This window comes from Limimaricola sp. AA108-03, assembly GCF_050847355.1.
GTDB lineage: Bacteria > Pseudomonadota > Alphaproteobacteria > Rhodobacterales > Rhodobacteraceae > Limimaricola.
The window spans coordinates 29,551-54,553 of record NZ_CP193755.1; the positions used below are offsets into that span (position 1 = coordinate 29,551).

Here is a 25,003-nt window from a genome sequence, read left to right on the forward strand (position 1 = left end):
AGGCTTTCCCGATGGCGACACCCAAACCCGTGGTCCTGTGCATTCTCGACGGCTGGGGGCTACGCGCCGAAACGGAAGGCAACGCGCCGGCGCTGGCCCGCACCCCGGCCTTCGACCGGATCATGCAAGGCCCCCACGCGACCTTGACCACGCATGGGCCGGATGTGGGCCTGCCCTCGGGGCAGATGGGCAATTCCGAGGTCGGTCACACCAATATCGGCGCAGGCCGGGTCGTCGCCATGGATCTCGGCCAGATCGATCTCGCGATCGAGGACGGGAGCTTCCTCGAGGCCGAGGCGATCGCAGATTTCGCCAAGACGTTGCAGGATTCGGGCGGCACTGCGCATCTGTTCGGCGTCGTCTCGGATGGCGGCGTGCATGGTCACCTCGACCATATCGTCGCCGCGGCCCGGGCACTGCGCGACCGCGACGTGGCGGTGACGGTGCACGCCATCACCGACGGGCGCGACGTCGCCCCGAAATCGGCGGATGCCTATCTCGAGGACCTGATCGAGAAGCTGCCCGAGGGCACTCGCATCGCGACCGTGATCGGCCGCTACTTCGCCATGGACCGCGACAATCGCTGGGACCGGGTGAAGACCGCCTATGACGCCATCGTCAAGGGCGAGGGCCACGCGGCCGCCGATCCGCTGGCGGCGGTGAAGGCCGCCTGGGATGCGGACCAGACCGACGAATTCATCCCCGCCACGGTGATCGGCGACTATGCCGGCATGCAGCCGCAGGACGGGCTGTTCTGCCTCAATTTCCGGGCCGACCGGGCGCGCGAGATCCTCGCGGCCATCGCCGATCCGGCGTTCGACGGCTTCGAGCGCGGTGACGCCCCGGCGCTGGCCGCGAGGCTCGGCATGGTCGAATATTCCGACAAGCACGTCGCCTGGTACGAGACGGTGTTCCCCAAGCGCGACATCGTCAACACGCTGGGCGCCTGGGTCGCTTCCAAGGGGCTGACGCAGTTCCGTCTCGCCGAGACCGAGAAGTACCCGCACGTCACCTTCTTTCTCAATGGCGGCAAGGAGGAGCCGGAGGAAGGCGAGGACCGGTTCATGCCGAAATCGCCCAATGTCGCCACCTATGACATGCAGCCCGAGATGTCGGCCGACGAGGTGACCGAGGCCTTCGTGGCGGCCATCGGCAAGGGCTACGACCTGATCGTCACCAACTTCGCCAACCCTGACATGGTCGGCCATACCGGCGATCTCGATGCCGCGATCCGTGCCTGCGAGGCGGTGGATCAGGGCCTGGCCAAGGTCTGCGCGGCGCTTGAACAGGCGGGCGGCGCGATGATCGTGACCGCCGATCACGGCAATTGCGAGATGATGATCGACCCCGAAACCGGCGGGCCGCACACCTCGCATACGCTGAACCCGGTTCCCGTCGCGCTGTTCGGCGGCCCCGAGGGGGCACGCTTGCGCGACGGTCGGCTTGCCGATCTGGCACCGACGCTTCTGGACCTGATGGGCCTCGACCTGCCGCCCGAGATGACCGGGCGCAGCCTCATCGGATGAGGGCGGCGCTTTTCCTCGCCTTGGCGCTGATGGCCGCGCCGGCCACCGCGCAGGAGACGGCGGCGGCGGCGCGGGCCGCCGCCGAGCGTCTCGCCGCCGCCTCGCAGCAGCTCGACGCGGCGCAGGGCGCGCGCGACCGGGTCTCGGCGCTGACCGAAACGGTGCGGGCCTACGAGGCGGGTCTGACGGCGCTGCGCGACGGGCTGCGCCGCGCCGCGATCCGCGAGCGGGCCATCGCGGTGGAACTGGAGGCGCGACGCGACGAGATCGCGGAGGTGCTGGGCGCGCTGCAATCCATGTCGCGTGCCCCTGCACCGCTCTTGCTGCTGCACCCGGCCGGACCGCTGGGCACCGCACGCGCCGGGCTGATCGCCTCGGAGGTCACGCCGGCGCTGCAGGCCGAAGCCGAGCGGCTGCGCGCCGACCTGCAGGAGGCCGCCGATCTCGCGGCGCTGCAGCAAAGCGCGATTTCCACGCTGGAGGAGGGGCTTTCGGGGGCGCAAAGCGCGCGCAGCGCATTGTCCGAGGCGATCTCCGAGCGTACCGATCTGCCGATGCGCTTTACCGAGAATCCGGTGGCGACGGCGCTGCTGATTGCGTCGACCGATACGCTGGACGGCTTTGCTTCGGGCTTGGCGCAGACCATTGATGCCGAGCTGTCGAGCACGGTGCCGGACGCCACCGGTCTCAAGGGACAGATCCCGCTCCCTGTGCAGGGGCAGGTGCTGCGCGGTTTCGGCGAGGCGGATGCGGCGGGCGTCACCCGGCCCGGTCTGGTGATCGCCACCGCGCCGCGCAGCCTCGTCACCACCCCGGTGGCGGCGACGCTGCGGTTTCGCGGCGAGTTGCTCGATTACGGCAATGTCGCGATCCTCGAACCGGCGGCGGGGGTGCTGGTGATCCTGGCCGGGCTGGCCGAGGTCTATGGCCGTACCGGAGAGATCCTGCCGGCGGGCGCGGCGCTGGGCCTGATGGGCGGAGACCCGCCCGCACCGCACGAAATCTTGACCGAAACGGCGCAGGGCGGTGGCGCGCCGCGGTCGGAAACGCTTTATCTGGAAGTACGGGAGGGGGATGCCCCCGTCGACCCCGAAACATGGTTCGCGCCGGCCTGACCGGCGCGCGCCCGAAAGGCGGCCCGGGCCGCAGGCAGAGGGAATGTTGCGCATGAGGAAACTGGTACTGGCGGCGCTTGGCGGAACCGCGCTCGGACTGATCGTCACGACGCAGGTGGCCGGACCGCTCGTCGCTCAGGAGGCCGAGCGCAATGCCAGCGTCTATGAGCAGCTTGATCTGTTCGGCGACATCTTCGAGCGAATTCGCGCCGAATATGTCGAGGAGGTCGATGAGGGCGACCTGATCGAGGCCGCGATCAACGGCATGTTGACCTCGCTCGACCCGCATTCGAGCTACCTGTCGCCCGAGGACGCGGCCGACATGCGCACCCAGACGCGCGGCGAGTTCGGCGGGCTTGGCATCGAGGTCACGCAGGAAGAGGGGATCGTCAAGGTCGTCTCGCCGATGGATGGCACCCCGGCCGATGCGGCGGGCATCCTCGCGGGCGATTTCATCACCGCCGTCGACGGCGAGAGCGTTCTGGGCCTGACCCTCGACGAGGCGGTGGACCTGATGCGCGGGCCGGTCGGCTCGGAGATCGTCATCACCGTGGTGCGCGACGGCGAGGACGAGCCCTTCGACGTCTCGATCATCCGCGACACGATCAAGCTCAATGCGGTGCGCGCGCGCATCGAAGGCGACACCATCGTGATGCGCGTCACCACCTTCAACGACCAGACCTTCCCGGACCTGAAGAAGGGTCTGGCCGAGGAGATCGAGAAGGCGGGCGGGCTCGAGAACGTCAACGGCGTGGTGCTCGATCTGCGCAACAACCCCGGCGGTCTGCTGAACCAGGCGATCTACGTCTCCGACGCCTTCCTCGAGGCGGGCGAGATCGTCTCGACCCGTGGCCGCGACGTCGAGCAATCGGACCGCAACAACGCCACGCCCGGCGACCTGATCGAGGGCAAGCCGATGGTGGTGCTGATCAACAGCGGTTCGGCCTCGGCCTCGGAGATCGTCGCCGGCGCGCTGCAGGATCATCGCCGGGCCATCGTCGTGGGCACGCAGAGCTTCGGCAAGGGCTCGGTGCAGACGGTGATGCCGCTCAGGGGCGAGGGCGCGATGCGCCTGACCACGGCGCGCTACTACACGCCCTCGGGGCGCTCGATCCAGGCGCTGGGCATCTCGCCCGACATCATCGTCGAGCAGCCGCGCCCCGCGCCCGTGGAGGAGACCGAGGAGGACACGACGGCGCGGCCGCTGCGTTCGGAGGCCGACCTGCGCGGCAGTCTCGACAATGACAGCCTCTCGGAGGACGAGCTGAAGCAGCTCGAGGCGGATCGCGAGCGCGCCGAGAAGGCCGCCGAGCTGCGCGAGCAGGACTACCAACTCGCCTATGCGATCGACATCCTCAAGGGGCTCTCGGCGCTCGGTCCCCGCGCGCTGGCCGATCCCGAGAAACGCGCCGAGGCGGCGGGGGAGGCGGCTCAGTGAGGCCTGCCAGCATCGCCGCACTGCCGTTCCGCCCCTGCGTGGGCGTCATGCTGGTCAACGAAGAGGGCCGGGTCTTCGTCGGCCAGCGGATCGACCGCGACCAGGAGGCCTGGCAGATGCCACAGGGCGGCATCGACGCGGGCGAGGACGCCCGCGCCGCGGCGCTGCGCGAGCTCGAGGAGGAGACCGGCATCACCGCCGACAAGGTCGACATCGTGGCCCAGACCGAGGAGCCGTTGCGCTACGACCTGCCGATGGAGGTGGTGCCGCATATCTGGGGCGGGCGCTATCGCGGCCAGGCCCAGACCTGGGTTCTGGCGCGCTTTCGGGGCGAGGCGCGCGACATCGACATCGCCACCAAGCACCCGGAGTTCAGCGCATGGAAATGGATCGACCCCGCCGAGCTGCCCGAGGCCATCGTGCCGTTCAAGCGCCACGTCTACGAGCAGGTGCTGGAGCGGCTCGGGCCGCTCATCTGATCGCCGCCGGGCTGGCGCTCCTCGCCGCCGGCCCGGCCTCGGCGCTCTCCTGCCTCGTGCCCGACCCGGTGCGGAGCTTCGCCGAGATCCATGCCGCGCCCGAGACCTACCGCGCCTATGTCGGACGGTTCGCGTTCGACGCATCGAAGCTGCCGCCCATGCAGGACCTCTCCCAACCGGTGAGCGCCACGCCGAACCCGGTGCCCGCCGATTTCACAGGCCACCAGCTGGGCCCCACCGGTTTCGACACGCCGGTCGAGACGGCGATGGTGCTGCAACCCTCCTGCGCGGGCCCGTGGTGCGGCAGCCTCGCGCCGGGCGACGAGGTGCTGGTCTTCGCGCGGGTCGAGGACGGGCGGCTCATCGTCGATCTCGACCCCTGCCCGGGCAAGGTGCAGGCCGCGCCGGACGCCGCCATGCGCGAAAGGCTGGCCGCCTGCATGCGCGGCGAAGATTGCAGGGCGGTCGAATGAAGGATGAGGCCATGGCGGCACGGATCGCGCCGATCACCCTCGACGACGTCGAGGGCTTCCATGCCGCGCTCGACGGAGTGGCGCGCGAGCGGCGCTTCCTCGCCTCCTTCGAGGCCCCGCCGCTCGACGCCGCGCGGGCCTTCGTCGAGGCGAACCTGCACGAGGGCAACCCGCAATTCGTGGCGCATGAGGGCGACCGCATCGTCGGATGGTGCGACATCAAGAGGTCGGTCCGGCCGGTCCACACGCATTGCGGCGTCCTGGGCATGGGCGTCGTCGCCGATCGCCGCGGTGCCGGGATTGGCCGGGCGCTGCTGCGCGCGACGCTCGCGGCAGCGCGCGCGGCGGGGCTGCGCCGGGTGGAGCTCGACGTGCGGGCCCGCAACGGATCCGCGATCGCCCTCTACGAGCGCATGGGGTTTCGCCACGAGGGCCGGAAGGTGGCGGCCTACTATGTCGATGGCGTGTTCGACGACCTGCTGATCATGGGGCTGGTCTGGCCCGAGGAGGGGGCGGCGGGCTGAGCCCGCCGCGCGCTCAGCGCAGCCGTTTCAGCAGGCTCTCGGAGGCGAAGCCGTCCACTGGCAGGCCGTTGGCCCGCTGGTAGGCGCGGATCGCCTCGATCGAGTTCGGGCCGATGATGCCGTCGGCGCCGCCAGTGTTATAGCCTAGCGCGGTCAGGCGGCTCTGGATCTCGGCCCGCTCGGCGCGCTTGAGCGCCCGGCCCGTCGCCATCTTGGTCCTGAGCGGCCCGGCACCGGCGATCCGGTCGCCCAGATGGCCCACGCCGATCGCGTAGGCGTCGGCGGCGTTGTAGCGCTTGATCACGTCGAAATTGCGGAAGGTCATGAAGGCCGCGCCCTGCGCGCCCTCGGGCACGAGGATCTCGGCCGCGCCGAAATCGCCGATCCGCCCGCCGCTGGCGGCCTGCACGCCCAGGCTCTGCCACTCGGCCGCGCTCTTCTTGGTGCCGCCCGCGAGACCGTAGTTGAAGCCTTGCGGCAGCACCACCTCGACCCCCCAGGGCTGGCCCTTGCGCCAGCCGAAATTCGACAGGTACTTGGCCGTCGAGGCGAGCCCGTCGGTCGGGTCGTCGGACCAGATGTCGCGGCGGCCGTCGCCCCGGAAATCGGCGGCATAGGCCTCGTAGCTCGTGGGGATGAACTGGGTGTGGCCCATCGCCCCGGCCCAGCTGCCCTTCATGTTCTCGGGGCTGACATCGCCGTTCTGCAGGATCTTCAGCGCCGAGGTGAGCTGCTGCTCGAAGAAGCGACCGCGCCGCCCCTCATATGCCAGCGTCGCCAGAGCCGAGACCACCGGCACGTCGCCGCGCCGCTTGCCGAAATTGCTCTCCATGCCCCAGACCGCGAGCACGGTCTGCCGGTCGACGCCGTAACGAGCCTCGATTTCGGACAGCAGGCTCGCATATTGCGACAGCATCGCGCGGCCCGTCTCGACGCGCGTGTCGGAGGCGGCGGTGGAGAGGTATTCGCCGAGCGTCTTGGTGAATTCGGCCTGGTTGCGATCCTTCTCGATCACACCGGGGATGTAGCCGGCGGAGGCGAAGGCGCGGTCGAATGTGGTGCCGGAGACGCCAGCCGAGAGCGCGCGGGGGCGATAGCCCGCGACCCAGTTGGAAAAGCCGGAATTGGGGCGGGGGCGCATGTTCTCGTCCATCTGTTCCGCACGGGCCGGAGGGCGAGGCGAACTGTCGAGAGGGCCCGAGACCGCCCCGCATGATGCCAAGGCCGCGAGTGCGAGGCCCAGAAGGCCCGCCCGTGGAAGTGTCGTCAAGATCCGCACCGACTGCTCCTTTTCGTTTGTGGCAGCACTACCGCGATGCGGGTGAGTCGCCACAGGGGGGACGGGCGGGGCGGCGGGAAACCGCTCAGTCGCGCGGCTCAACCGGGCAGCGGACCGGCGGCCCGGATCATCTCGGCATGGGCGCGCGCGATCTCGGCGTCGCGCCCGGCACCGAGCAGCGCCATCACCCGGCCGTCCTTGACGTAGCGGGCGGTGAAATCGGCGGTGGGGTCGCCGTCGATACGGATCTCGTCCCAGTCCTGGGCATGGCCGAGATAGCGGTATTGCCGCCCCAGAGCGGTCCAGAAGAAGGGGACGTCGATCTCGCTCGCGGGCTTGCCGAGCATGGCGCGGGCCGCGCGGGCGCCGTGCTGACGCGCGACCCGCCAATGCTCGATCCGGACCCGGCCCCATGGCGTCGGTACGCGCGCCACGTCGCCGGCGGCCCAGACGCCATCGAGAGCCTCAATGGCGAGGTCCGGCCCGGTGCGCAGCCCGCCATCCTCATCGGGCGACAGCCCCTCGATCGCGGTGGCCGGGCGGACGCCGATCGCGAGCAATACCAGATCGCTCTCCAACCGCTCGCCGTTTTCGAGCCGCACCGCCGAGAGGCGCCCCTCGCCCTCGAAGCCCGCGACATTGGCGCCGGTGACGAAGCGCACGCCCTTGGCCTCGTGCTCGGCCCGGATCGCGCGGCCGACCTCCTCGCCGACGATCTTCGCGAGGGGCGTCTCCTCGCGCAGCGCCACCGTCACCTCCAGCCCGCGCTTGGCGAAGCTCAGCGCCGCTTCCAGCCCGGTGAAGCCACCGCCGACCACCACCGCGCGCTTGGCCTCGCCGGCGGCGCGAGTGAGGATCTCGGCCTCCTGCCGCGAGCGCAGGTGGTACAGCCTGCCGAGATCGGCGCCGGGCAGGTCGAGCAGGTTGGCGGTGCCGCCGGTGGCGATCAGCAACGCATCATAGCCATGGGTCGCGCCGGTCTCGGTGTGGACCTCCTTCGCGGCGGCGTCGATCGCTGCCACGCGTCCTTCGACGAGGTCGATATCGCGCTCGGCCAGCGCCTCGGGCGGGGTGAGGGTAAGATGGCGCGGCAACTCGCCGCTCGCCAGCACTCCCTTGCTGAGCAGCGTCCGGTCATAGGGCGGTTGCCCCTCCGGCGAGATCATCGAGATCGATCCCTCGAAGCCTTCTTCGCGCAGCGTCAGGGCACAGGCATCGGCCGCCGCTCCGGTGCCAGCGATGACGATGCGGCGCGTTTCCTTGCCGCGCCGGACATGCGCCGGAGCGGGGTGGGGGTCGGCCGCCTCCGGCATCTCCACGAAGACGTGGCCATCGCGCTGCTCCACCGCGTAGCGGCGCAGGTCGCCATGGCCCGGCGGCTGGGTCTGCTTGCCCGAGGAAACGTCGAAACAGGCGTGGTGAAAGGCGCAGATCAGCCGGTCGCCGTCGAGATGACCCTTGGAGAGCGGCAGGCCGAAATGCGGGCAGGCATGGGCCAGCGCGGTGACCTCCGATCCGCGCCGGATCACGAGGATCGCGGTCTCGCCGGCCATGACCTTGAGCGGGCGGTTCTCCTCGAGATCCTCGAGCGCGCCGATATCGTGCCGTGCCATGATCGTCCCTCCGCCGGTTTCCCACTGGGCGAACCGGCGAAGGGTGGGAGAGTTCCACGCGGAACGGATCAGCGCTTGCGCGTGACCTTGCGCTTTTCCTTCTTGGCGCGCACGGCCGCCTTCTTCTTGGCGACGCCCGCCTTGCGGCGCGGCGGCTTGCCGGGGCGGCGCGAGGGGCCGCGCGGCATCGTCGCGCCATCGATCTCGACCAGCTCGGCGATCAGCCCGCCGGAGATCGGCGCCGCCTCCACCAAGCGCGCGGTGACGCGCTGCCCCAGCCCGATCACCCGGCCGCTATCCGAGCCCATCAGCGTCTGGCTTTCGGCATCGAAGTGGAAGAACTCGTTCCCGAGCGAGCGGATCGGCACCAGCGCGTCGGCGCCGGTCTCGTCGAGCTTCACGAAAACGCCGAAGCGGGCGATGCCGCTGATCCTTCCCGGAAGCTCGGCGCCGATCCGTTCGGACATGAAGGCCGCGAGGTAGCGGTCGGTGGTGTCGCGCTCGGCCAGCATCGAGCGGCGCTCGGTGTCGGAGATCTGCTTGGCGGTCTCGTCGAGCCGTTCGAGATCGGTGTCGCTGAGACCGACCTTGCCCCAGCCATGCGCCGAGATCAGGCCGCGATGCACGATCAGGTCGGAATAGCGCCGGATCGGCGAGGTGAAATGCGCGTAGTCCCTGAGCGCGAGGCCGAAATGGCCGAAATTCTCGGCGTTGTAATAGGCCTGCGTCATCGAGCGCAGCGTCGCGAGGTTGATCAGCTCGTCCTGCTCGGTGCCCTCGGCCTGCGCCAGAAGCTGGTTAAGATGCGCGGTCTTGAGCACCTGACCCTTGGCCAGCGTCAGCCCCGAGCCCTTCACCACCTCGCGCAGCGCGTCGAGCTTGTCGGGGTTGGGCTCCTCGTGGACCCGGAACAGCAGCGGCTGGCGCTTGGCGATCAGCGTCTCGGCGGCGCAGACATTGGCCAGCACCATGAATTCCTCGATCAGCCGGTGCGCGTCGAGCCGGTCCTTGAAGGAGATCGAGGTGACCTGTCCCATCTCGTTCAGCTCGATCCGCCGCTCGGGCAGGTCGAGTTCCAGGGGCTGGCGCCGCTCGCGTGCCTTCTTGAGCGCGCCATAGGCGGCCCAGAGCGGGCGCAGCACCTCGTCCAGCATGGTGGCGGCGCGGTCGGTGGGCTGGCCGTCGATCGCGCTCTGCGCCTCTTCGTAGGACATCGAGGCGGCCGAGCGCATCAGCGCCCGCTCGAAGCGGTGGCCGATCTTCTCGCCATTCGCGTCGATGCGGATGCGCACCGCGATCACCGCGCGCGGCACACCTTCGTGCAGCGAGCACAGGTCGCCCGAGAGCCGATCGGGCAGCATCGGCACGACCCGGTCGGGGAAATAGGTGGAGTTGCCGCGCTTGCGCGCCTCGCGGTCGAGCTCGGAGCCCGGCGTCACGTAATGGGCGACGTCGGCGATGGCGACCCAGAGGATATGGCCGCCCTCGTTGTCGGGCGCGTCGTCGGGTTGCGCCAGCACCGCGTCGTCGTGGTCGCGCGCGTCGCTGGGGTCGATGGTGATCAGCGGCAGCTCGCGCAGATCGGTGCGCCCCTTGAGCCCGGCGGGCTTCTTGCCATCGGCCTCGGCCAGCACCGCGTCGGAGAAGTGGTCCGGGATGCCGTGCTGGTGGATCGCGATGAGCGAGACGGCGCGCGGCGCGGTGGGATCGCCCAGCCGCGACATCACGCGCGCCTTGGGCAGGCCGAGGCGGCCCTTGGGTCCCGACTGCTCGGCCTCGACCAGCTCACCGTCCTTGGCGCCGTGCTCGGCGCCTTCGGGAACGATCCACTGCTTGTCGACGCCCTTGTCGATCGGCACGATGCGCCCGCCCTCGCTGGCCTTCTTGAAGATGCCGAGGATGCGCAGCGGGTTGGTGCCGATCTTGCGGATCAGCCGCGCGGTATAGTCGTGCTCCTCGCCTGGCGTGGCGGTGAGCTTGGCGAGGATGCGGTCGCCCGCGCCCAGACCCGCGTCGCTTTCGCGCGTCAGGATCAGAACCTTGGGCTCCTCGCCGTCGCCATGCCATTCGAGCGGTCGGGCCCAGAGATCGCCATCGGCATCGGGCGGCAGTACCGAAAGCACCGAGACCGGCGGCAGCCGGTCCGGGTCGCGGTAGGTCTTGCGCTTCTTCTGCAGGTGCCCTTCGTCCTCGAGCTCGCGCAGCAGGCGCTTGAGGTCGATCCGCGCCGCGCCTTTGATGCCGAAGGCACGGGCGATGTCGCGTTTCGCGGTCTGGGTCGGGTTGTCGGAGATCCATTGCAGGACCTCCTCGCGGGAGGGCAATCTGTTCATGTGCAGCAGGTAGCACGCGCATGGGGGGTCGTCACGCGATCAGGTGACCCGCCCTAGCGGTCCAGCCGCTTCTCCATGTCGCGATGCGGGATGCCGGCGTCGTCGTATTCCGGGCCATAGGCGACATAGCCGAGCTTTTCGTAGAAGGGCAGGGCGTGGGTCTGGGCCGAGAGATAGAGCCGCGTCACGCCCGGGCGCGAGCGCAGCGCCTCTTCGGCCTGCCGCATGATCGCCGCGCCCAAGCCCGTGCCGCGATGCTCGCGCAGCACCGCGACGCGACCGATCTTGCCGGTCTCGCCGCGGATCAGCAGCCGCGCGGTGCCGGCGGGCTTGCCGTCGCAGGTGGCGATGAGATGGATCGCCTCGGCGTCGAGCCCGTCCATCTCGTCCGCCTCGGAGACGTTCTGCTCCTCGATGAAGACGGTACGGCGCAGCGCGTGGCAATGGGTGAGGTCGGTGGTCTCGGTGATCTCGTGTTTCACGTGAAGTAGTCCTTGAGGATCCGGGCATAGACGGATTTCAGCCGGTGGATCTGTGCGATCTCCACCCGCTCGTCGACCTGGTGCATGGTCTGGCCGACCAGCCCGAACTCGACCACCGGGCAGTGCTCCTTGACGAAGCGCGCATCCGAGGTGCCGCCCGTGGTCGAGAGCTCCGGCCGCAGCCCGGTCTCGGCCTCGACCGCCGCCGCAACCAGATCCGACAGCGGTCCCGGCGGCGTCAGGAAGGATTCGCCCGAGATCTTCACCTCGACGCCGATCTCGACGCCGAACTCCTCGGCCACCCAATCGGCCTCGGCGCGCAGCCACTCGGTCAGCTTGGCGCCCGAGTGCAGGTCGTTGAAGCGGATGTTGAGCGTGGCGCGGGTCTGGCGCGGGATCACGTTGGTGGCGGGGTTGCCGGTGTCCATCGTCACTACCGCCAGCGTCGAGGCGTCGAAATGGTCGGTGCCCTGATCGAGCGGGTGGCTCGACAGCCGGTCCACCAGCCGCGCCATCGCCGGGATCGGGTTGTTCGCCCGGTGCGGATAGGCGGAATGCCCCTGCGTGCCGGTCACCGTCAGGAAGGCGTTGAGCGAGCCGCGCCGACCGATCTTGATCATGTCGCCGAAACGCTCGGGGCAGGTCGGCTCGCCGACGAGGCACAGATCCATCCTCTCGCCGGTCTCGGCCATCCAGTCGAGCAGCGCCCGGGTGCCGTCGACGCCCTCGCCCTCCTCGTCGCCGGTGATGGCGAGGATCACCGCGCCGTCGGGGGGCGTGTCCCGCACGAAGTCGATGGCGGCCGCGACAAAGGCCGCGACGCCGGATTTCATGTCGCAGGCGCCGCGCCCGTAGAGCTGGCCGTCCTTCTCCTCGGCACCGAAGGGATCGACCGACCAATCGTCGCGATTGCCCACCGGCACCACGTCGGTATGGCCGTTGAAGCCGAAGCTCCGCGCCGCGCCCTTTTCGCCCCAGCGGGCGAAGAGGTTGGCGATGCCGCCGCGATCGACGCGGGTACAGTCGAAACCGGCCGCCTCCAGCATCCCCTGCAGCAGCACCAGCGCGCCGCCCTCCTCCGGGGTGACGGAGGCGCAGCGGATCAGCCGCGCGGTCAGATCGGCGGGGTCTGTGGTCTGGGACATCCGGTCGCTCCTTCGGTTGAGGAAGGGGTAGCGCGGGGGAAGGACGGTTTCAATCGGGGCTAGTGCAGCGTGTCCGTGCCGCCCTTGGCGTCCTCGAAGAACGGCGTCATCTGCGCCACGATCACCGAGTTCTCCTCGAGCGCGCGGCCCATCAGCGCCCGCTCGTCGTCGTCGATGTCGTGCCCTTCGGCCAGCCGCTCGTCGAGCGTGCCGTAGCCGGTGACGTCGAGCGGCGCGAGGTCGGCCTGCTTGAGGATGGCGACGGTCTCGCGCACCGCCTCGGCCTCGTCGACGCCCGAGGCGTAGCACATCAGCGCGGCGCCGGTGGCGCCTTCGGGCAGACCGTCGCCGGTCCTGCGGCCGACCTCGACCAGCAGCGTGTAGACCTGCTGGGTGCGCCTGGGCTTGTCCTGCTTCTGGGCCATGATCGTCTCCGTTCCCGTCCCGACGCAGGTGGCACCCATGCGCGCGATGCGCAAGACCCCGCGCCACCGGCGCGGGGTCCAGAAGGTCTCGTCGAGACTGCGGATCAGCCGTGCTTCCTGCCGCGGATCATCCGCGCGATGCCGATCAGGATGCAGGCGCCGATGAAGCCGGCGATCAGCGAACCCCAGAATCCTGTGAGCCCGGCGCCCACGAGACCGAGGAGGAAATTGAACAGCATCGCCCCGAGAATGCCGAGGATGATGTTCATCAGCAGGCCCATATCGGCCTTCATGAATTTTTCGGCCAACCACCCGGCGATCGCGCCGATGATGATCGCCGTGAACCAACCCACACCGCTCATGTCGTCCACTCCAGTATTCCGACCGGTCCCCCCGGCCCTTCAGGGTCTGAACACGCGAAGGTGAGGATGCGTTCCGCGCCCCGCTCGACCTCAACCAATCACTTCGATCGTCGCGGCTATCGCGTAGACCCCCAGCATGGCGACGCTCTCGAAGCCTATCCGGGCCGGGCCCTCGCGTTGCCGGGCGATCAGGCCGGCCAGCAGGATCCCGGTCATCAGCAACCCGGTGCCGAGCCAGTAAAGGTCCGTGGTGCCCACCGCGTGGTAGAGCGACCCCTCGCGGAAACTCAGGTCGGAGGCCACGAGGAACAGCGTGTCGAAGGTGTTGCCGCCGATGATGCCGCCCACCGCGAGCTGCAAAGCGCCGCGCCGCACCGCGACGATCGTGGTGACGAACTCGGGCAGCGAGGTGACGACGGCGGTGATCAGCGACCCGACAAGGCTGGAGCGCAGGCCGAAGCGCTCGATGAAGGCGCCGCCGACCTGGCTGATGACCCAGCCGCCAAGGCCCATCACCGCCACCAGCGCCGCGAAGCGCAGGGCCGGGCCGGTGACGGAGCGGTTCGCCTCGTCCTCGTCCTCGGGCTCGTCGGTGCGGGTCTCGGAGGTCATTACCGGGCGCCACATCGGGTGCTCCGACACCTGGGCCGAGAGCCGCACCCCGTAGAGATAGGCGAGGAACAGCGCTACCGAGACCGGGTGTACCCCGAGATAGGAGATGTTCGGCCCGGCGATGGCGCAAAGCGGCAGGCTGAGCAGGACCATCAGCATCACCGCCTGGATCAGGTTGGCGGGCTCGGCCGCCGCATGCTCGAGATTGGCGCGGCGATAGATCAGGTCGGCGATGGCGAGAAACAGGGTCTGCGCCGCGATCCCCCCGACCGCGTTCGAGAAGGCGAAGGAGGCGTCGCCGTCCAGCGCGGCGTTGATCGAGACCACCACCCCCGCCAGCGAGGTCGCGCCGCCGAGAATGATGCCGCCGGCCATCGCCTCGCCCATGGAGGTGCGGTCGGCGATGATGTCGGCGAGCCGCGTGGCGCGGATCGATGAATAGATGACGGCCGCCCCCGCGAGAGCGAAGACGGCCAGCAGATAGGGCAGGGGCAGGTTCTGGATCATGCCCTCCCAAGGGTCGCGGCGGCGGCGCGGTTCCACCCCGCCACCGCGATCCCGGGATCAGTCGCGCAGCAGTTCGTTGATGCCGGTCTTGGAGCGGGTCTGGGCATCGACCTTCTTGACGATCACGGCGCAGTAAAGGTTCACGCCGCCCTTCGAGGGCAGCGAGCCCGAGACCACGACCGAATAGGGCGGGATCTCGCCATAGGAGACCTCGCCGGTCTCGCGGTCGAAGATCTTGGTCGACTTGCCGATATAGACGCCCATGCCCAGCACCGAGCCCTCGCGCACGATGCAGCCCTCGACCACCTCGGAGCGGGCGCCGATGAAGCAGTTGTCCTCGATGATGGTCGGGTCGGCCTGCAGCGGCTCGAGCACGCCGCCGATGCCGACGCCGCCGGACAGGTGCACGTTCTTGCCGATCTGGGCGCAGGAGCCGACCGTGGCCCAAGTGTCGACCATCGTGCCCGAATCGACATAGGCGCCGAGGTTCACGAAGGAGGGCATCAGCACCACGCCCGGCGCGATATAGGCCGATTTGCGGACAACGGCGTTGGGCACGGCGCGAAAGCCCGCATCGCGCCAACGGTTCTCGCCCCAGCCGGCGAACTTGCTGTCGACCTTGTCCCACCAGCCGCTGCCCTGCGGGCCGCCGGGCTGCATTTCCATGTCCTTGATGCGGAAGCCCAGGAGCACCGCCTTCTTGGCCCACTGGTTCACGTGCCAGTCGTCGCCGCGCTTTTCGGCGACCCGCAGCGTGCCCGAATCCAGCGCGTCGAGCGTGTCGAGGATGGCTTCGCGGGTTTCACCGCCGGTCGCGGGGGTGATCGTGTCGCGCGCCTCCCAGGCGGCCTCGATCGCGGTTTCGAGCTGGGCAGTGTTCGTATCGGCCATGGGGCGGGCTCCGGTTTGTGATGCGGCTCGGGGGCGGCTATAGACCGGATGCGGCAATCGGCGCAACGCGCCCCAGGGTAAGGGAACGGCATGACCAAGGACAGACGACACCTGATGCGCGACAGCCAAGAGGACCAGCGCACCGCAGGACAGGTGCCCCAGACGCCGCAGACCATGTCGCCCTCCTACCGTCTGGCCTTTGCCGACGAGCAGTTCCTGCTGCGCGACGATCTGCGCCCGGTGCGCTGGCAGCTCGAGCTTCTCAAGCCCGAACTGCTGATGAACGAGGCCGGGGTGAACTCCACCGTGGTGCTGTTCGGCGGCGCCCGCATTCCCGAGCCCGCGAAGAAGCACACCGCCCGCACCGAGACGCTGGCGGAGCTGTCGGCCTTCTACGAGGAGGCGCGGCTATTCGCGCGCCGGGTCACCGAGTGGTCCCTGCAATCGGGCGGCACCGAGAACGTCATCGTCACGGGCGGCGGTCCCGGCGTGATGGAGGCGGGCAATCGCGGCGCGCAGGAGGCGGGGGGCCGTTCGGTCGGCCTCAACATCGTGCTGCCGCACGAGCAGGCGCCGAACCCCTATGTGACGCCGGAGCTGGCGTTCAACTTCCACTACTTCGCGATCCGCAAGATGCATTTCCTGATGCGCGCCAAGGCGGTGTGCGTGTTCCCCGGTGGCTTCGGCACGCTCGACGAGCTGTTCGAGGCGCTGACGCTGATCCAGACCGGGCGGATGAAGCGGGTGCCGTTCCTGCTGTTCGGCCGTGCCTTCTGGGAGAAGATCGTCGACTGGCAGGCGCTGGCCGATGCCGGCACCATCGCCGACGAGGACCTGCAGCTGTTCAAGTTCGTGGAGACCGCCGAGGAGGCCTTCGAGGCGATGCGCACATGGACCCATGCAGGTGAGCGTCGCGAACACATCCCGGGCCGGGACGAGTAGGGGCCAGTCGCAGGATTTGCGTATTTGAAGAAATATGAAAGGGTGCGGCGCTCCCGGGATAGGGCGCGCCTCCCAAATTCATCTTTCCAAGAATACGCATGGCGTCGCATTGGCCATGCGCGCGCCCCTCAGGCCTTGGAAACCTCGGAGTGGCCCTTGAGCACCTCGTCGCCATCCTCCTGCTCGATCAGGTAGGCGGGGTCGTCTTCGCTGGCGTTCCGGGTGATCTCGGCCCCCGAGATCGTTTTGGTGATCTTCTGGTGATAGACCTTGGTGATCTTGCCGGTCCCGGTGCCGTTGCCCCAGTTCCACTTCACCTTGTCGCCCTCGGAATAGCTCATGGCCGTGCCTCCTGTTACGGATGCACGGCCAACGGCCCGACGATAGGGATGTTCCCGCCTCAGGCGGTCGCGCGGCGCACCGGTTGCTGCCCGCCTTGGGCCCGCGCCTGCGCCGCGGCCTGCGACAGCATGCGCAATTCGGCCTGATTGCGGCCGATCCGCATACGCAGCGCCTCTGGCAACTCTTCGGGTGTCTTGCCCTGCGCCTGCGCGGCCAGTTCGCGTGTCTGCGCCATCAGCGCCGTGGCGCGCATCTCGCGGTTGGCCTTGGAGCGGGCAGGAACGAGGAACAGCGGCGTCAGCGTCTTCAATTCGGGCTTTTCGGCCACCAGCGCGTCATAGCCCTCTTGGTCCTTGATCGCCGTGATCTCGTGGTGAAAGCCGACCTGGCCGGGCAGCAGCAGATAGGCCTGCAGGTTGCGGCTGGCATTGCGCAGCCGCAGCACCGAATGCTCCACATGCATCTTGAGCGCGTAGGAGGCCACCGGCTTGAGCGGGTCGAACTCCTTGGGCAGGGTCTTTTGCGGCATCCCCAGAAGTCGCGCCATCGCCTTGAGCACGTCGAGGGTCGATTTCACGCCAAGCGCCTTCAGGAACCGCTCGCCGGAGGTTTTCGACGCGCTCTCGTTCTTCTCGAGCACGTCGCCGCGGGCCACGTAGAAGGAGATGCCGTTGGCAAGCGGGATCGCTCCGGTCTGGGTCACCGGGCCGGTGAACTTGCCCTCTTGCGCCCCTGCGTCCCAGGCGTAGACGTCGCGCCAGACCGCCTTGGCGATCACCGGGTCGGAAAGGATCGCCTCGCGCAGGCTCCCCTCCACCGCCGCCACCTCGAACTCGATCCCGTTGAGCTTGATCTGCACTGCTCTCTCCCCTCGTGGCGCGGTGTGTCCGGCGCCTTATCCCTGAACTTCGGCCGCGATCTCGGCGCGGCTCTTGCGGGCGCGCTCGGTCGCGGATTTGAGCTGGCCGCAGGCGGCCATGATGTCCTCGCCGCGCGGCGTGCGGATCGGGCTGGCATAGCCCGCCTTGTAGATGATGTCGGCGAAGGCGCGGATCCGGTTGTTGGACGACCGCTCATAGGGGGAGCCGGGCCATTCGTTGAAGGGGATCAGGTTGATCTTGGCCGGGATGCCCTCGATCAGCTTCACCAGCCGCCGCGCATCCTCGTCGCTGTCGTTCACGTCCTTGAGCATCACGTATTCGAAGGTGATGCGCTCGGAGTTCGACAGCTTGGGATAGGCCCTGAGCGCCTCCAGGAGCTTCTCGATGTTCCACTTCTTGTTGATCGGCACCAGCTTGTCGCGCACCTCGTCGGTGGTGGCGTGGAAGCTGACCGCGAGCATGCAGCCGATCTCTTCGGCGGTGCGGGCGATCTCGGGCACGACGCCGGAGGTCGACAGCGTGATCCGGCGGCGTGACAGGGCGATGCCCTCGCCATCCATGGCGATCTTCATCGCGTCGCGCACGCCTTCGAAATTGTAGAGCGGCTCGCCCATGCCCATCAGCACGATGTTCGACAGAAGCCGCCGCTCCTCCTTGGGCACGCCGGGGCGCGGCCACTCGGCGAGGTCGTCGCGCACCAGCATCACCTGGCCGATGATCTCGCCGGGCGTCAGGTTGCGCACCAGCTTCTGGGTGCCGGTGTGGCAGAACGAGCAGGTCAGGGTGCAGCCCACCTGAGACGAGATGCACAGCGTGCCGCGCTCGTCCTCGGGGATGTAGACGGTCTCGACCTCGTGCCCCCCGGCGATCCGGACGAGGTATTTGCGGGTGCCGTCGGTCGAAACCTGCTTGGAGACGATCTCGGGCAGGCCGATGGTGAAGTTGGCGGCCAGAAGCTCGCGATAGGGCTTGGCGAGGTTGGTCATCTCGTCGAAGCTGCGCACACCCCAGTGATAGATCCACTGCCAGATCTGGTTCACCCGCATCTTCGCCTGTTTCTCGGGCGTGCCCGCCGCGATCAGCGCGTCGCGCATCGTCTCGCGGCGCATGCCGACGAGGTTCGGCAGCCCTTCGGCGGCCTTGCGCGGGATGGTCATCACGTCCTGGGTGATCGGGGCGGTTGCGGTCATCGGGGTACCTCGGGGCCGGGGGTGCCCGGCTCATATGGGAAAGCGGGCCCGGTCATCAAGGAAAACCGGCCCCGCTTCTGTATAACATGCCATGCCCCGGAGGGCGTGGAATCAGCTGGTGCAGCGTTTCGCCGCCTCGTCCACCGCGGCGGTGAAGCCCAGGAGCGAGAAGGTGTCCTTGGTCTGGGTGCCGCGGCCCGACATGCCGGTCAGCGTCGCCTCGGCGCCGCGCTTCATCGCCGCGACGATGGCCGCGTCGTCCTGCGGCGTCGCGGGCCAGGCCCAGTCGCCCTCGGTGAAGAGCTGGAAGTCCTGCCCACCCACCTCGAGCGTCACGGTGGAGCCGGAGGCGAAGGGGTAACCACCGGTGAAGGTCACCTGCCCGTTCACGCCCTGCGCCGGACGGTAGAACACGAAGAGCAGCGTCTCGCCGCGATTGACGGTGACCGGCTGGCCATCCTTGGTATTGAGCTGGCTCTTGGGGGCCGAGACGCCGAAGCACTCGACCGGATCGGTTTCCTGAAACACGCTCCAATCGGTTTCCGCGGCGACGCGGTTCGACGCCTCCTGCGCGACGGCGCTCGTGGCGGCGGCGGCGATGAGCGCACCTGCCGTCAGGGACCCGAACGCGCGGAAAAGTCGTGACATCATTTAGCAGCCTCCAGCTGTCTGGCCTCGTGGATGCCCCCGGCGCCTTTTCGACTGGAAGGGGCGGGTTCAACTCGATAGCCAGAGGCTTATCAAGATTCCCGTCCCGTGGGAAAGCCCCGCGCGGTCACATGTCTGCGCGGATCTCCGCCCAAACAGGGGCGCGATCCTCCGTGACCGGAACCGTGGCGCATTTGTCACGGGGTGGCTCATGGCCGGAGGACCAGATGCTTGGTACGGAACCGATCGACCACGAAATCGAAAGCCCTGCACGGAACGACGCGGTTCTGGTGGAGGTCACGCGCGGCGACCGCGTCGAGAGCGTGCATCGCGGGCATGCGGTGATCTGCGACGCCGACGGCCGGGTGTCGTGGTCGCTGGGTGATCCGCAGGCGATCATCTATCCGCGCTCGTCGTGCAAGATGATCCAGGCGCTGCCGCTGATCGAAAGCGGCGCGGCGGATGCGGCGGGGCTGGGTCCGCGCGAACTGGCGCTGGCCTGCGCCAGCCATCAGGGCGCGGCGATCCATTCCGGGCCGATCTCGGAATGGCTGGCGCGTCAGGGATTCGCGGATGAGGATTACCGCTGCGGCGCCGAGACGCCGCGCGACAAGCCGACCCGCGAGGCGCTGATCCGCGCCCATGGCGCGCCCCGGCAGATTCACAACAACTGCTCCGGCAAACATGCGGGCTTTCTCACCCTGAACCGCCATCTCCGGGGCGGCCCGGATTACGAGCGGCCCGATCACCCGGTGCAGCAGGCGGTGCGCGCCGCCTTCGAGGAGGTGACCGGCGAACCGAGCCCGTTCTACGGCATCGATGGCTGCTCGGCGCCAAACTTCGCCACATCGATGACCGGGCTGGCACGTGCCATGGCGCGATTTTCCGCCGCGCGGCCCGGTGGCGATGCCCGCGAGCGCGCGATGGTGCGGCTGCGCGAGGCGATGGTCGCGCATCCCGAACTGGTGGCGGGCGAGGGCCGCGCCTGCACCGAGTTGATGCGCGCGATGGACGGCGTTGCGATCAAGACCGGGGCCGAGGGGGTCTTCGTGGCGATTCTCCCGGCGCAGCGGCTCGGGGTCGCGGTGAAGATCACCGACGGCACCACACGGGCCAGCGAATGCGCCATCGCGGCGCTGCTGGTACGGCTCGGCGTGCTCGATCCCGCGCATCCGGCCACGGTCAGGCGGATGCGGCCGATGCTCAGGAACTGGCGCGGCACCGAGGTCGGCGCGATCCGCCCGGCGCCCGCGCTGCTTGGCTGAGCCAGAGCGCCCGGCGACAGCCCGAAGGGCCATCGCCGGCAACTTTGTTCCGGAAATACGCAAATCCCGGCGGTCGTACCGCGCGCGGCCGGCCCCGTACAGCGCCGGGCCGGCCGCAAGGCTCACATCTGCATCGCCTCGCAGACCTCGATGCTGCCGCCGTCGAGCACCATCGGGCAATCCTTTGCCATCGCGATCGCCTCGTCGATATCGGTGGCATTGACCAGCGTGTAGCCGAAGACCGGGTTCGGTCCGCCGTCATGGGCAACGCCGTCACGGCTGACCGTGTGCGATTTCCCGGCCGGCGCGCCCTCGTCGGCGATATGGTCGCGGATGCCGTCCATCCAGCTTTGCCAGCGTGCCATCTCAGCGTTGCGGGCCTCTTCCGTCTCTGGCTGCCGCATGTCGCTGCCGCCGTGATAGATATACATGAAACGCTTGTCGGCCATGGCCATCTTCCCCCTTGTGGTGGCTGCTGCCCGCCGGTTTCGACGCCCGATCCTGCCTTGCCCCCCAGTCTCCGACGAGACGGCGATTCGAGCAAGATCAAAACGTGAACTTTGGTTGTGCGCCCGAGCGGAGAACCGTGCCCTCAGGCAGAGAACTCGGCGCGGCGATAACCCTGGATATAAAGCAGCGCCGTCAGGTCGCCGTGGTTCACCCGGACCTCGCATTGCTCGGCCACCACCGGCTTGGCGTGCAGCGCCACCCCGGTCCCGGCGAGGCCGAGCATGCCGAGATCGTTGGCCCCGTCACCCACGGCGATGACGTCATCGGGCGTGATGCCGAGCCGCGCGGTGATCTCGTGCAGCGCCTGCACCTTGGCCTCGCGCCCGAGAATCGGACGGGCCACGTCGCCGGTGAGCTTGCCGCCCGTGGCAAGCAGCGTGTTGGCGCGATGCTCGTGAAAGCCCAGCGCCTCGGCCACCACCTCGGTAAAGGCCGTGAAGCCGCCGGAGACCAGCGCCGCGTGGCCGCCATGGGCCTTCATCGTCGCGATCAGCTCGCGGCCGCCGGGCATATGGGTGATGCGGCTTTCCAGCACCCGGGCGATCACCGCCTCGTCGAGATCCTTGAGCAGGCCCACGCGCTCGATCAGCGCGCCCTTGAAATCGAGCTCGCCATTCATCGCCCGCTTGGTGATCTCGGCCACGCGTTCGCCGACGCCGGCCTCGGCGGCCAGCTCATCGATGCATTCCTGCTGGATCATCGTGCTGTCCATGTCGGCGAGCAGCATCTTCTTGCGGCGGCCCTCGGTCTTCTGGATCACCAGATCGACGCGCGCCTGCTGCAGATCGGCCCAGACGTCCCAGCGATTGTCCGGCATCGCCGGGAGACCGAACTCCGCCGCTTCGCCGGGCGACAACCAGTCGAGCGCGCTGCCGCCCCAGGCGCTGCGCAGGTTCTCGGCGAGAATCGTGTCGAGCCGGGTGCCGGGGGCGGAGAGGAGGAGCGCGGTGAACATGGGGAAAAGTTTCCGATAGTGGCGCGGGACGGCCCGCTTGCGACGTTTGGCGCTGCCTTAACGGCAATTTCCCCGTTGTGAAAGCGCATGAGGGGGCGTATCTGCGGCGGCGGGACACCTCTCCCCAACGAGAGGCGCTTATCTGCAAGGATACCAGCAATGGTCAAAACGACTCCGGACGCCCGTCCGTCGAATCCGCGTTTTTCCTCCGGCCCCTGCGCCAAACCCCCTCATTGGAGCCTCGACAAGCTCTCCGACGCACCGCTCGGCCGTTCGCACCGCGCCGCCATCGGCAAGTCTAAGCTCGCCGCCGCGATCGAGGAAACGCGCGAGATCCTCGGCGTGCCCGCCGATTACCGCATCGGCATCGTGCCCGCCTCGGACACCGGCGCCGTCGAAATGGCGATGTGGTCGTTGCTCGGCGCCCGCAAGGCCACGATGGTCGCCTGGGAAAGCTTCGGCGCGGGATGGGTCACCGACGTCGTGAAGCAGCTCAAGATCGACGCCGAGGTGAAGACCGCCGATTACGGCCAGATCGTCGACATGGCCGCGCTCGATTACGACACCGACGTCGTCTTCACCTGGAACGGCACCACCTCGGGCGTGCGGGTACCGAACGGCGACGCGATCCCGGCGGATCGCGCGGGCCTGACCATCTGCGACGCCACCTCGGCCGCCTTCGCGCAGGACCTGCCCTGGGACAAGCTCGACGTCACCACCTTCTCCTGGCAGAAGGTGATGGGCGGCGAAGCGGCGCATGGCATGCTGATCCTGAGCCCCCGCGCCGTCGAGCGGCTGGAGAGCTACACCCCCGCTTGGCCGCTGCCGAAGATCTTCCGCATGACCAAGGGCGGCAAGCTGATCGAGGGCATCTTCAAGGGCGAAACCATCAACACGCCGTCGATGCTCTGCGTCGAGGATTACCTCGTGGCGCTGGCCTGGGGTCGTGAGGTCGGCGGGCTGGAGGGGCTGAAGGCCCGCGCCGACGCCAACGCCAAGGTGATCTGGGATTTCTGCGACGCGCGGCCGTGGATCGCCAACCTCGCCGAGGACGAGGCGACCCGCTCGAATACCTCGGTCTGCCTGAAATTCACCGATGAGCGCATCAAGGACGGGGCCGCTTTTGCCAAGGCCGTCGCCAAGCGGCTCGAGAAGGAGGGCGTGGCCCTCGACATCGGCGCCTATCGCGACGCGCCCGCGGGCCTGCGCATCTGGTGCGGCGCCACGGTCGAGACCGCCGATCTCGAGGCGTTGATGCCCTGGCTCGACTGGGCCTTCGAGGCCGAGATCGCGGCGCAGGCCGAAGCCGCCTGATCCCCTTCGGGGGCGTGCTGACGCGCCCCCTTCTTCCCTATTCCCCGGACGCCAGCCGTCCGACCGCCACAGGAGCATTCCATGCCCAAGGTTCTCATCTCCGACGCCCTCTCCGACGCCGCCGTGCAGATTTTCCGCGATCGCGGCATCGAGGTCGATTTCCAGCCGAAGCTCGGCAAGGACAAGGAAAAGCTGGCCGAGATCATCGGCAACTACGACGGCCTCGCGATCCGTTCGGCCACCAAGGCCACCGAGAAGCTGATCGAGGCCGCGACCAACCTCAAGGTGATCGGCCGCGCCGGCATCGGCGTCGACAATGTCGACATCCCGGCGGCGTCGAAGAAGGGCATCATCGTGATGAACACGCCCTTCGGCAACTCGATCACCACCGCCGAGCACGCGATCTCGATGCTGATGGCCGTCGCCCGCCAGATCCCCGAGGCCAACGCCTCGACCCATGCGGGCAAGTGGGAAAAGTCGCGCTTCATGGGCGTCGAGGTCACCGGCAAGACGCTGGGCGTGATCGGCGCCGGCAATATCGGCTCGATCGTGATCGACCGCGCGCATGGCCTCAAGATGAAGGTCGTGGCCTATGACCCCTTCCTGTCGGAAGAGCGCGCCACCGAGATCGGCGTCGAGAAGCTGGAACTGGACGAGCTGCTCAAGCGCGCCGACTTCATCACGCTGCATGTGCCGCTGACCGATCAGACGAAGAACATCCTGTCCAAGGAAAACATCGCCAAGCTCAAGCCCGGCGTGCGCATCGTCAACTGCGCCCGCGGCGGTCTCGTCGACGAGGCGGCTCTGGCCGAGGCGATCACCGAAGGCCGCGTCGCCGGCGCTGCCTTCGACGTCTTCGCCGAGGAGCCGGCGACGAACTCGCCGCTGTTCAACCTGCCCAACGTCGTCGTTACCCCGCATCTGGGTGCCGCCACCACCGAGGCGCAGGAGAACGTGGCGCTGCAAGTGGCCGAGCAGATGTCGGACTATTTGCTGACCGGTGCCGTCACCAACGCGATCAACATGCCCTCGATCACCGCCGAGGAAGCGAAGATCATGGGCCCGTGGATCGGCCTGTCGGGCCATCTGGGCAACTTCATCGGCCAGATGACCGATGAGCCGATCAAGGCGATCAACATCCTCTATGACGGCGTCGTCTCGGAGATGAACCTCGCGGCGCTGAACTCGGCGCTGGTCGCGGGCATCATGCGCAAGGTGAATCCGGACGTGAACATGGTCTCCGCCCCGGTGATCGCCAAGGAACGCGGCATCCAGATCTCGACCACCAAGCAGGACCAGTCCGGCACCTTCGAAGGCTACGTCAAGGTCACGGTCGTCACCGAAAAGCGCGAGCGCTCGGTCGCGGGCACGGTGTTCTCGGACGGCAAGCCGCGCTTCATCCAGATCAAGGGCATCAACATCGACGCCGAGATCGGCCGCCACATGGTCTACACCACCAATCAGGACGTGCCGGGCATCATCGGCGTGCTGGGCACCATGATGGGCGAGAACGGCGTCAACATCGCCAACTTCACCCTCGGCCGGAACCAGCGCGCGGGCGAGGCCATCGCCATCCTCTACGCCGACGAGGCGGTCTCCGAGGAGGTGCTGCAGAAGCTGCGCGACACCGGCAAGTTCCAGCAGGTAAAGGCGCTGACCTTCGACGTCGAGGAATAATCCGCCCGCGAGGGACGGGGGCAGGGGGGGGCTGCGGTTGCACGCCGCGGCCCCTTCGTCGTTCCCGACCCCTGT

The 25,003-nt window shown here is 68.5% G+C and carries 25 protein-coding genes; 10 read left to right on the forward strand and 15 right to left on the reverse strand.

The features are described 5' to 3' along the window. The first annotated feature begins 11 nt into the window (after nucleotides 1-11). From gpmI to ACRAQ3_RS00170, 6 genes are read left to right on the forward strand one after another with little or no spacing between them, the layout of a single operon-like run. Nucleotides 12-1,526, forward strand: coding sequence for a 2,3-bisphosphoglycerate-independent phosphoglycerate mutase (gene gpmI / locus ACRAQ3_RS00145; protein WP_432255254.1), 1,515 nt, complete (start codon nucleotides 12-14; stop codon nucleotides 1,524-1,526). Next, nucleotides 1,523-2,641: a murein hydrolase activator EnvC family protein gene (locus ACRAQ3_RS00150; RefSeq protein WP_432255255.1), complete on the forward strand. Its 1,119-nt coding sequence runs from the start codon at nucleotides 1,523-1,525 to the stop codon at nucleotides 2,639-2,641. The genes gpmI and ACRAQ3_RS00150 overlap by 4 nt, the downstream gene beginning before the upstream one ends. A 52-nt stretch (nucleotides 2,642-2,693) precedes the next feature. Continuing rightward, nucleotides 2,694-4,079, forward strand: coding sequence for a S41 family peptidase (locus tag ACRAQ3_RS00155; protein WP_432255256.1), 1,386 nt, complete (start codon nucleotides 2,694-2,696; stop codon nucleotides 4,077-4,079). After that, entirely contained in the window at nucleotides 4,076-4,558 is a 483-nt protein-coding gene (locus ACRAQ3_RS00160) for an RNA pyrophosphohydrolase (protein ID WP_269395441.1), read from the forward strand. Before ACRAQ3_RS00155 ends, ACRAQ3_RS00160 begins: the two co-directional genes overlap by 4 nt. A 56-nt stretch (nucleotides 4,559-4,614) precedes the next feature. Beyond that, complete coding sequence (locus tag ACRAQ3_RS00165) at nucleotides 4,615-5,031, forward strand: hypothetical protein (RefSeq protein ID WP_432255257.1); 417 nt, start codon at nucleotides 4,615-4,617, stop codon at nucleotides 5,029-5,031. 11 nt (nucleotides 5,032-5,042) lie between these two features. Then, nucleotides 5,043-5,555, forward strand: a complete 513-nt coding sequence (locus tag ACRAQ3_RS00170; protein WP_432255258.1) for an N-acetyltransferase family protein — start codon at nucleotides 5,043-5,045, stop codon at nucleotides 5,553-5,555. Nucleotides 5,556-5,568: 13 nt separating this feature from the next. Here the strand turns inward: ACRAQ3_RS00170 and ACRAQ3_RS00175 are convergent, their stop codons facing one another. The 9 genes from ACRAQ3_RS00175 to dapD form a co-directional block, all read right to left on the reverse strand. Next, complete coding sequence (locus ACRAQ3_RS00175) at nucleotides 5,569-6,825, reverse strand: lytic murein transglycosylase (protein WP_432256305.1); 1,257 nt, start codon at nucleotides 6,823-6,825, stop codon at nucleotides 5,569-5,571. A gap of 107 nt (nucleotides 6,826-6,932) precedes the next feature. Further along, nucleotides 6,933-8,447 (reverse strand): FAD-dependent oxidoreductase, encoded by a 1,515-nt coding sequence (locus ACRAQ3_RS00180; RefSeq protein WP_432255259.1) that lies wholly within the window; start codon nucleotides 8,445-8,447, stop codon nucleotides 6,933-6,935. A 68-nt stretch (nucleotides 8,448-8,515) separates the two neighbouring features. After that, nucleotides 8,516-10,780: a ribonuclease R gene (gene rnr, locus ACRAQ3_RS00185; protein ID WP_432255260.1), complete on the reverse strand. Its 2,265-nt coding sequence runs from the start codon at nucleotides 10,778-10,780 to the stop codon at nucleotides 8,516-8,518. A 53-nt stretch (nucleotides 10,781-10,833) separates the two neighbouring features. Then, complete coding sequence (locus ACRAQ3_RS00190) at nucleotides 10,834-11,262, reverse strand: GNAT family N-acetyltransferase (protein ID WP_269395447.1); 429 nt, start codon at nucleotides 11,260-11,262, stop codon at nucleotides 10,834-10,836. Beyond that, the gene (gene dapE, locus ACRAQ3_RS00195) at nucleotides 11,259-12,407 is read right to left on the reverse strand and encodes a succinyl-diaminopimelate desuccinylase (RefSeq protein ID WP_432255261.1); all 1,149 of its coding nucleotides are present in this window, start codon (nucleotides 12,405-12,407) and stop codon (nucleotides 11,259-11,261) included. The genes ACRAQ3_RS00190 and dapE overlap by 4 nt, the downstream gene beginning before the upstream one ends. 59 nt (nucleotides 12,408-12,466) lie before the next feature. Continuing rightward, the gene (locus ACRAQ3_RS00200) at nucleotides 12,467-12,832 is read right to left on the reverse strand and encodes a hypothetical protein (protein ID WP_269395449.1); all 366 of its coding nucleotides are present in this window, start codon (nucleotides 12,830-12,832) and stop codon (nucleotides 12,467-12,469) included. Nucleotides 12,833-12,936: 104 nt separating this feature from the next. Next, nucleotides 12,937-13,194: a GlsB/YeaQ/YmgE family stress response membrane protein gene (locus ACRAQ3_RS00205; RefSeq protein WP_269395450.1), complete on the reverse strand. Its 258-nt coding sequence runs from the start codon at nucleotides 13,192-13,194 to the stop codon at nucleotides 12,937-12,939. 90 nt (nucleotides 13,195-13,284) lie between these two features. Beyond that, complete coding sequence (locus ACRAQ3_RS00210) at nucleotides 13,285-14,313, reverse strand: sodium:calcium antiporter (protein WP_432256306.1); 1,029 nt, start codon at nucleotides 14,311-14,313, stop codon at nucleotides 13,285-13,287. A gap of 57 nt (nucleotides 14,314-14,370) precedes the next feature. Beyond that, on the reverse strand, nucleotides 14,371-15,204 hold the full coding sequence (dapD, locus tag ACRAQ3_RS00215) for a 2,3,4,5-tetrahydropyridine-2,6-dicarboxylate N-succinyltransferase (protein WP_432255262.1): 834 nt from the start codon (nucleotides 15,202-15,204) through the stop codon (nucleotides 14,371-14,373). A gap of 90 nt (nucleotides 15,205-15,294) precedes the next feature. Here dapD and ACRAQ3_RS00220 point away from each other — a divergent pair, with 90 nt between their 5' ends. Further along, nucleotides 15,295-16,146 carry a TIGR00730 family Rossman fold protein gene (locus tag ACRAQ3_RS00220; protein ID WP_085895119.1) on the forward strand — a complete coding sequence of 284 codons (852 nt, stop codon included), beginning with the start codon at nucleotides 15,295-15,297 and terminating at the stop codon, nucleotides 16,144-16,146. A gap of 128 nt (nucleotides 16,147-16,274) precedes the next feature. Here the strand turns inward: ACRAQ3_RS00220 and ACRAQ3_RS00225 are convergent, their stop codons facing one another. The 4 genes from ACRAQ3_RS00225 to ACRAQ3_RS00240 all read right to left on the reverse strand — a co-directional run bounded on the left by ACRAQ3_RS00225 (nucleotide 16,275) and on the right by ACRAQ3_RS00240 (nucleotide 19,210). Further along, complete coding sequence (locus tag ACRAQ3_RS00225; protein WP_432255263.1) at nucleotides 16,275-16,487, reverse strand: DUF2945 domain-containing protein; 213 nt, start codon at nucleotides 16,485-16,487, stop codon at nucleotides 16,275-16,277. 59 nt (nucleotides 16,488-16,546) lie between these two features. Then, entirely contained in the window at nucleotides 16,547-17,347 is an 801-nt protein-coding gene (locus ACRAQ3_RS00230) for a hypothetical protein (RefSeq protein WP_432255264.1), read from the reverse strand. A gap of 36 nt (nucleotides 17,348-17,383) precedes the next feature. After that, nucleotides 17,384-18,559: a 23S rRNA (adenine(2503)-C(2))-methyltransferase RlmN gene (rlmN, locus tag ACRAQ3_RS00235; protein ID WP_432255265.1), complete on the reverse strand. Its 1,176-nt coding sequence runs from the start codon at nucleotides 18,557-18,559 to the stop codon at nucleotides 17,384-17,386. A 111-nt stretch (nucleotides 18,560-18,670) separates the two neighbouring features. Next, entirely contained in the window at nucleotides 18,671-19,210 is a 540-nt protein-coding gene (locus ACRAQ3_RS00240) for an invasion associated locus B family protein (protein ID WP_269395455.1), read from the reverse strand. 224 nt (nucleotides 19,211-19,434) lie between these two features. On the opposite strand from ACRAQ3_RS00240, the gene ACRAQ3_RS00245 reads away from it, so the two are divergent. Further along, nucleotides 19,435-20,472: an asparaginase gene (locus tag ACRAQ3_RS00245; RefSeq protein WP_432255266.1), complete on the forward strand. Its 1,038-nt coding sequence runs from the start codon at nucleotides 19,435-19,437 to the stop codon at nucleotides 20,470-20,472. A gap of 122 nt (nucleotides 20,473-20,594) precedes the next feature. Here the strand turns inward: ACRAQ3_RS00245 and ACRAQ3_RS00250 are convergent, their stop codons facing one another. Together ACRAQ3_RS00250 and serB are read right to left on the reverse strand one after the other, a co-directional pair. Next, entirely contained in the window at nucleotides 20,595-20,921 is a 327-nt protein-coding gene (locus ACRAQ3_RS00250) for a YciI family protein (RefSeq protein ID WP_432255267.1), read from the reverse strand. A gap of 143 nt (nucleotides 20,922-21,064) precedes the next feature. Further along, nucleotides 21,065-21,937: a phosphoserine phosphatase SerB gene (serB, locus tag ACRAQ3_RS00255; RefSeq protein ID WP_432255268.1), complete on the reverse strand. Its 873-nt coding sequence runs from the start codon at nucleotides 21,935-21,937 to the stop codon at nucleotides 21,065-21,067. A 159-nt stretch (nucleotides 21,938-22,096) separates the two neighbouring features. On the opposite strand from serB, the gene ACRAQ3_RS00260 reads away from it, so the two are divergent. Together ACRAQ3_RS00260 and serA are read left to right on the forward strand one after the other, a co-directional pair. After that, nucleotides 22,097-23,251, forward strand: a complete 1,155-nt coding sequence (locus tag ACRAQ3_RS00260) for a phosphoserine transaminase (RefSeq protein ID WP_432255269.1) — start codon at nucleotides 22,097-22,099, stop codon at nucleotides 23,249-23,251. An 81-nt stretch (nucleotides 23,252-23,332) separates the two neighbouring features. After that, a complete protein-coding gene (serA, locus tag ACRAQ3_RS00265; RefSeq protein ID WP_085895111.1) occupies nucleotides 23,333-24,928 on the forward strand; it encodes a phosphoglycerate dehydrogenase in 1,596 nt (531 codons plus the stop codon). Nucleotides 24,929-25,003 lie beyond the last annotated feature (75 nt).

What these genes read in the sequence shown, in the direction of transcription:
- rnr (WP_432255260.1), bottom strand. Translation starts at nt 10,780, where the DNA reads ATGAACAGATTGCCCTCCCGCGAGGAGGTCCTGCAATGGATCTCCGAC.
- ACRAQ3_RS00220 (WP_085895119.1), top strand. Translation starts at nt 15,295, where the DNA reads ATGACCAAGGACAGACGACACCTGATGCGCGACAGCCAAGAGGACCAG.
- ACRAQ3_RS00170 (WP_432255258.1), top strand. Translation starts at nt 5,043, where the DNA reads ATGGCGGCACGGATCGCGCCGATCACCCTCGACGACGTCGAGGGCTTC.
- serB (WP_432255268.1), bottom strand. Translation starts at nt 21,937, where the DNA reads ATGTTCACCGCGCTCCTCCTCTCCGCCCCCGGCACCCGGCTCGACACG.
- ACRAQ3_RS00150 (WP_432255255.1), top strand. Translation starts at nt 1,523, where the DNA reads ATGAGGGCGGCGCTTTTCCTCGCCTTGGCGCTGATGGCCGCGCCGGCC.
- serA (WP_085895111.1), top strand. Translation starts at nt 23,333, where the DNA reads ATGCCCAAGGTTCTCATCTCCGACGCCCTCTCCGACGCCGCCGTGCAG.
- ACRAQ3_RS00180 (WP_432255259.1), bottom strand. Translation starts at nt 8,447, where the DNA reads ATGGCACGGCACGATATCGGCGCGCTCGAGGATCTCGAGGAGAACCGC.
- ACRAQ3_RS00200 (WP_269395449.1), bottom strand. Translation starts at nt 12,832, where the DNA reads ATGGCCCAGAAGCAGGACAAGCCCAGGCGCACCCAGCAGGTCTACACG.
- ACRAQ3_RS00225 (WP_432255263.1), bottom strand. Translation starts at nt 16,487, where the DNA reads ATGAGCTATTCCGAGGGCGACAAGGTGAAGTGGAACTGGGGCAACGGC.
- gpmI (WP_432255254.1), top strand. Translation starts at nt 12, where the DNA reads ATGGCGACACCCAAACCCGTGGTCCTGTGCATTCTCGACGGCTGGGGG.
- dapD (WP_432255262.1), bottom strand. Translation starts at nt 15,204, where the DNA reads ATGGCCGATACGAACACTGCCCAGCTCGAAACCGCGATCGAGGCCGCC.
- ACRAQ3_RS00260 (WP_432255269.1), top strand. Translation starts at nt 22,097, where the DNA reads ATGGTCAAAACGACTCCGGACGCCCGTCCGTCGAATCCGCGTTTTTCC.
- ACRAQ3_RS00205 (WP_269395450.1), bottom strand. Translation starts at nt 13,194, where the DNA reads ATGAGCGGTGTGGGTTGGTTCACGGCGATCATCATCGGCGCGATCGCC.
- dapE (WP_432255261.1), bottom strand. Translation starts at nt 12,407, where the DNA reads ATGTCCCAGACCACAGACCCCGCCGATCTGACCGCGCGGCTGATCCGC.
- ACRAQ3_RS00250 (WP_432255267.1), bottom strand. Translation starts at nt 20,921, where the DNA reads ATGGCCGACAAGCGTTTCATGTATATCTATCACGGCGGCAGCGACATG.
- ACRAQ3_RS00240 (WP_269395455.1), bottom strand. Translation starts at nt 19,210, where the DNA reads ATGATGTCACGACTTTTCCGCGCGTTCGGGTCCCTGACGGCAGGTGCG.
- ACRAQ3_RS00155 (WP_432255256.1), top strand. Translation starts at nt 2,694, where the DNA reads ATGAGGAAACTGGTACTGGCGGCGCTTGGCGGAACCGCGCTCGGACTG.
- rlmN (WP_432255265.1), bottom strand. Translation starts at nt 18,559, where the DNA reads ATGACCGCAACCGCCCCGATCACCCAGGACGTGATGACCATCCCGCGC.
- ACRAQ3_RS00210 (WP_432256306.1), bottom strand. Translation starts at nt 14,313, where the DNA reads ATGATCCAGAACCTGCCCCTGCCCTATCTGCTGGCCGTCTTCGCTCTC.
- ACRAQ3_RS00245 (WP_432255266.1), top strand. Translation starts at nt 19,435, where the DNA reads ATGCTTGGTACGGAACCGATCGACCACGAAATCGAAAGCCCTGCACGG.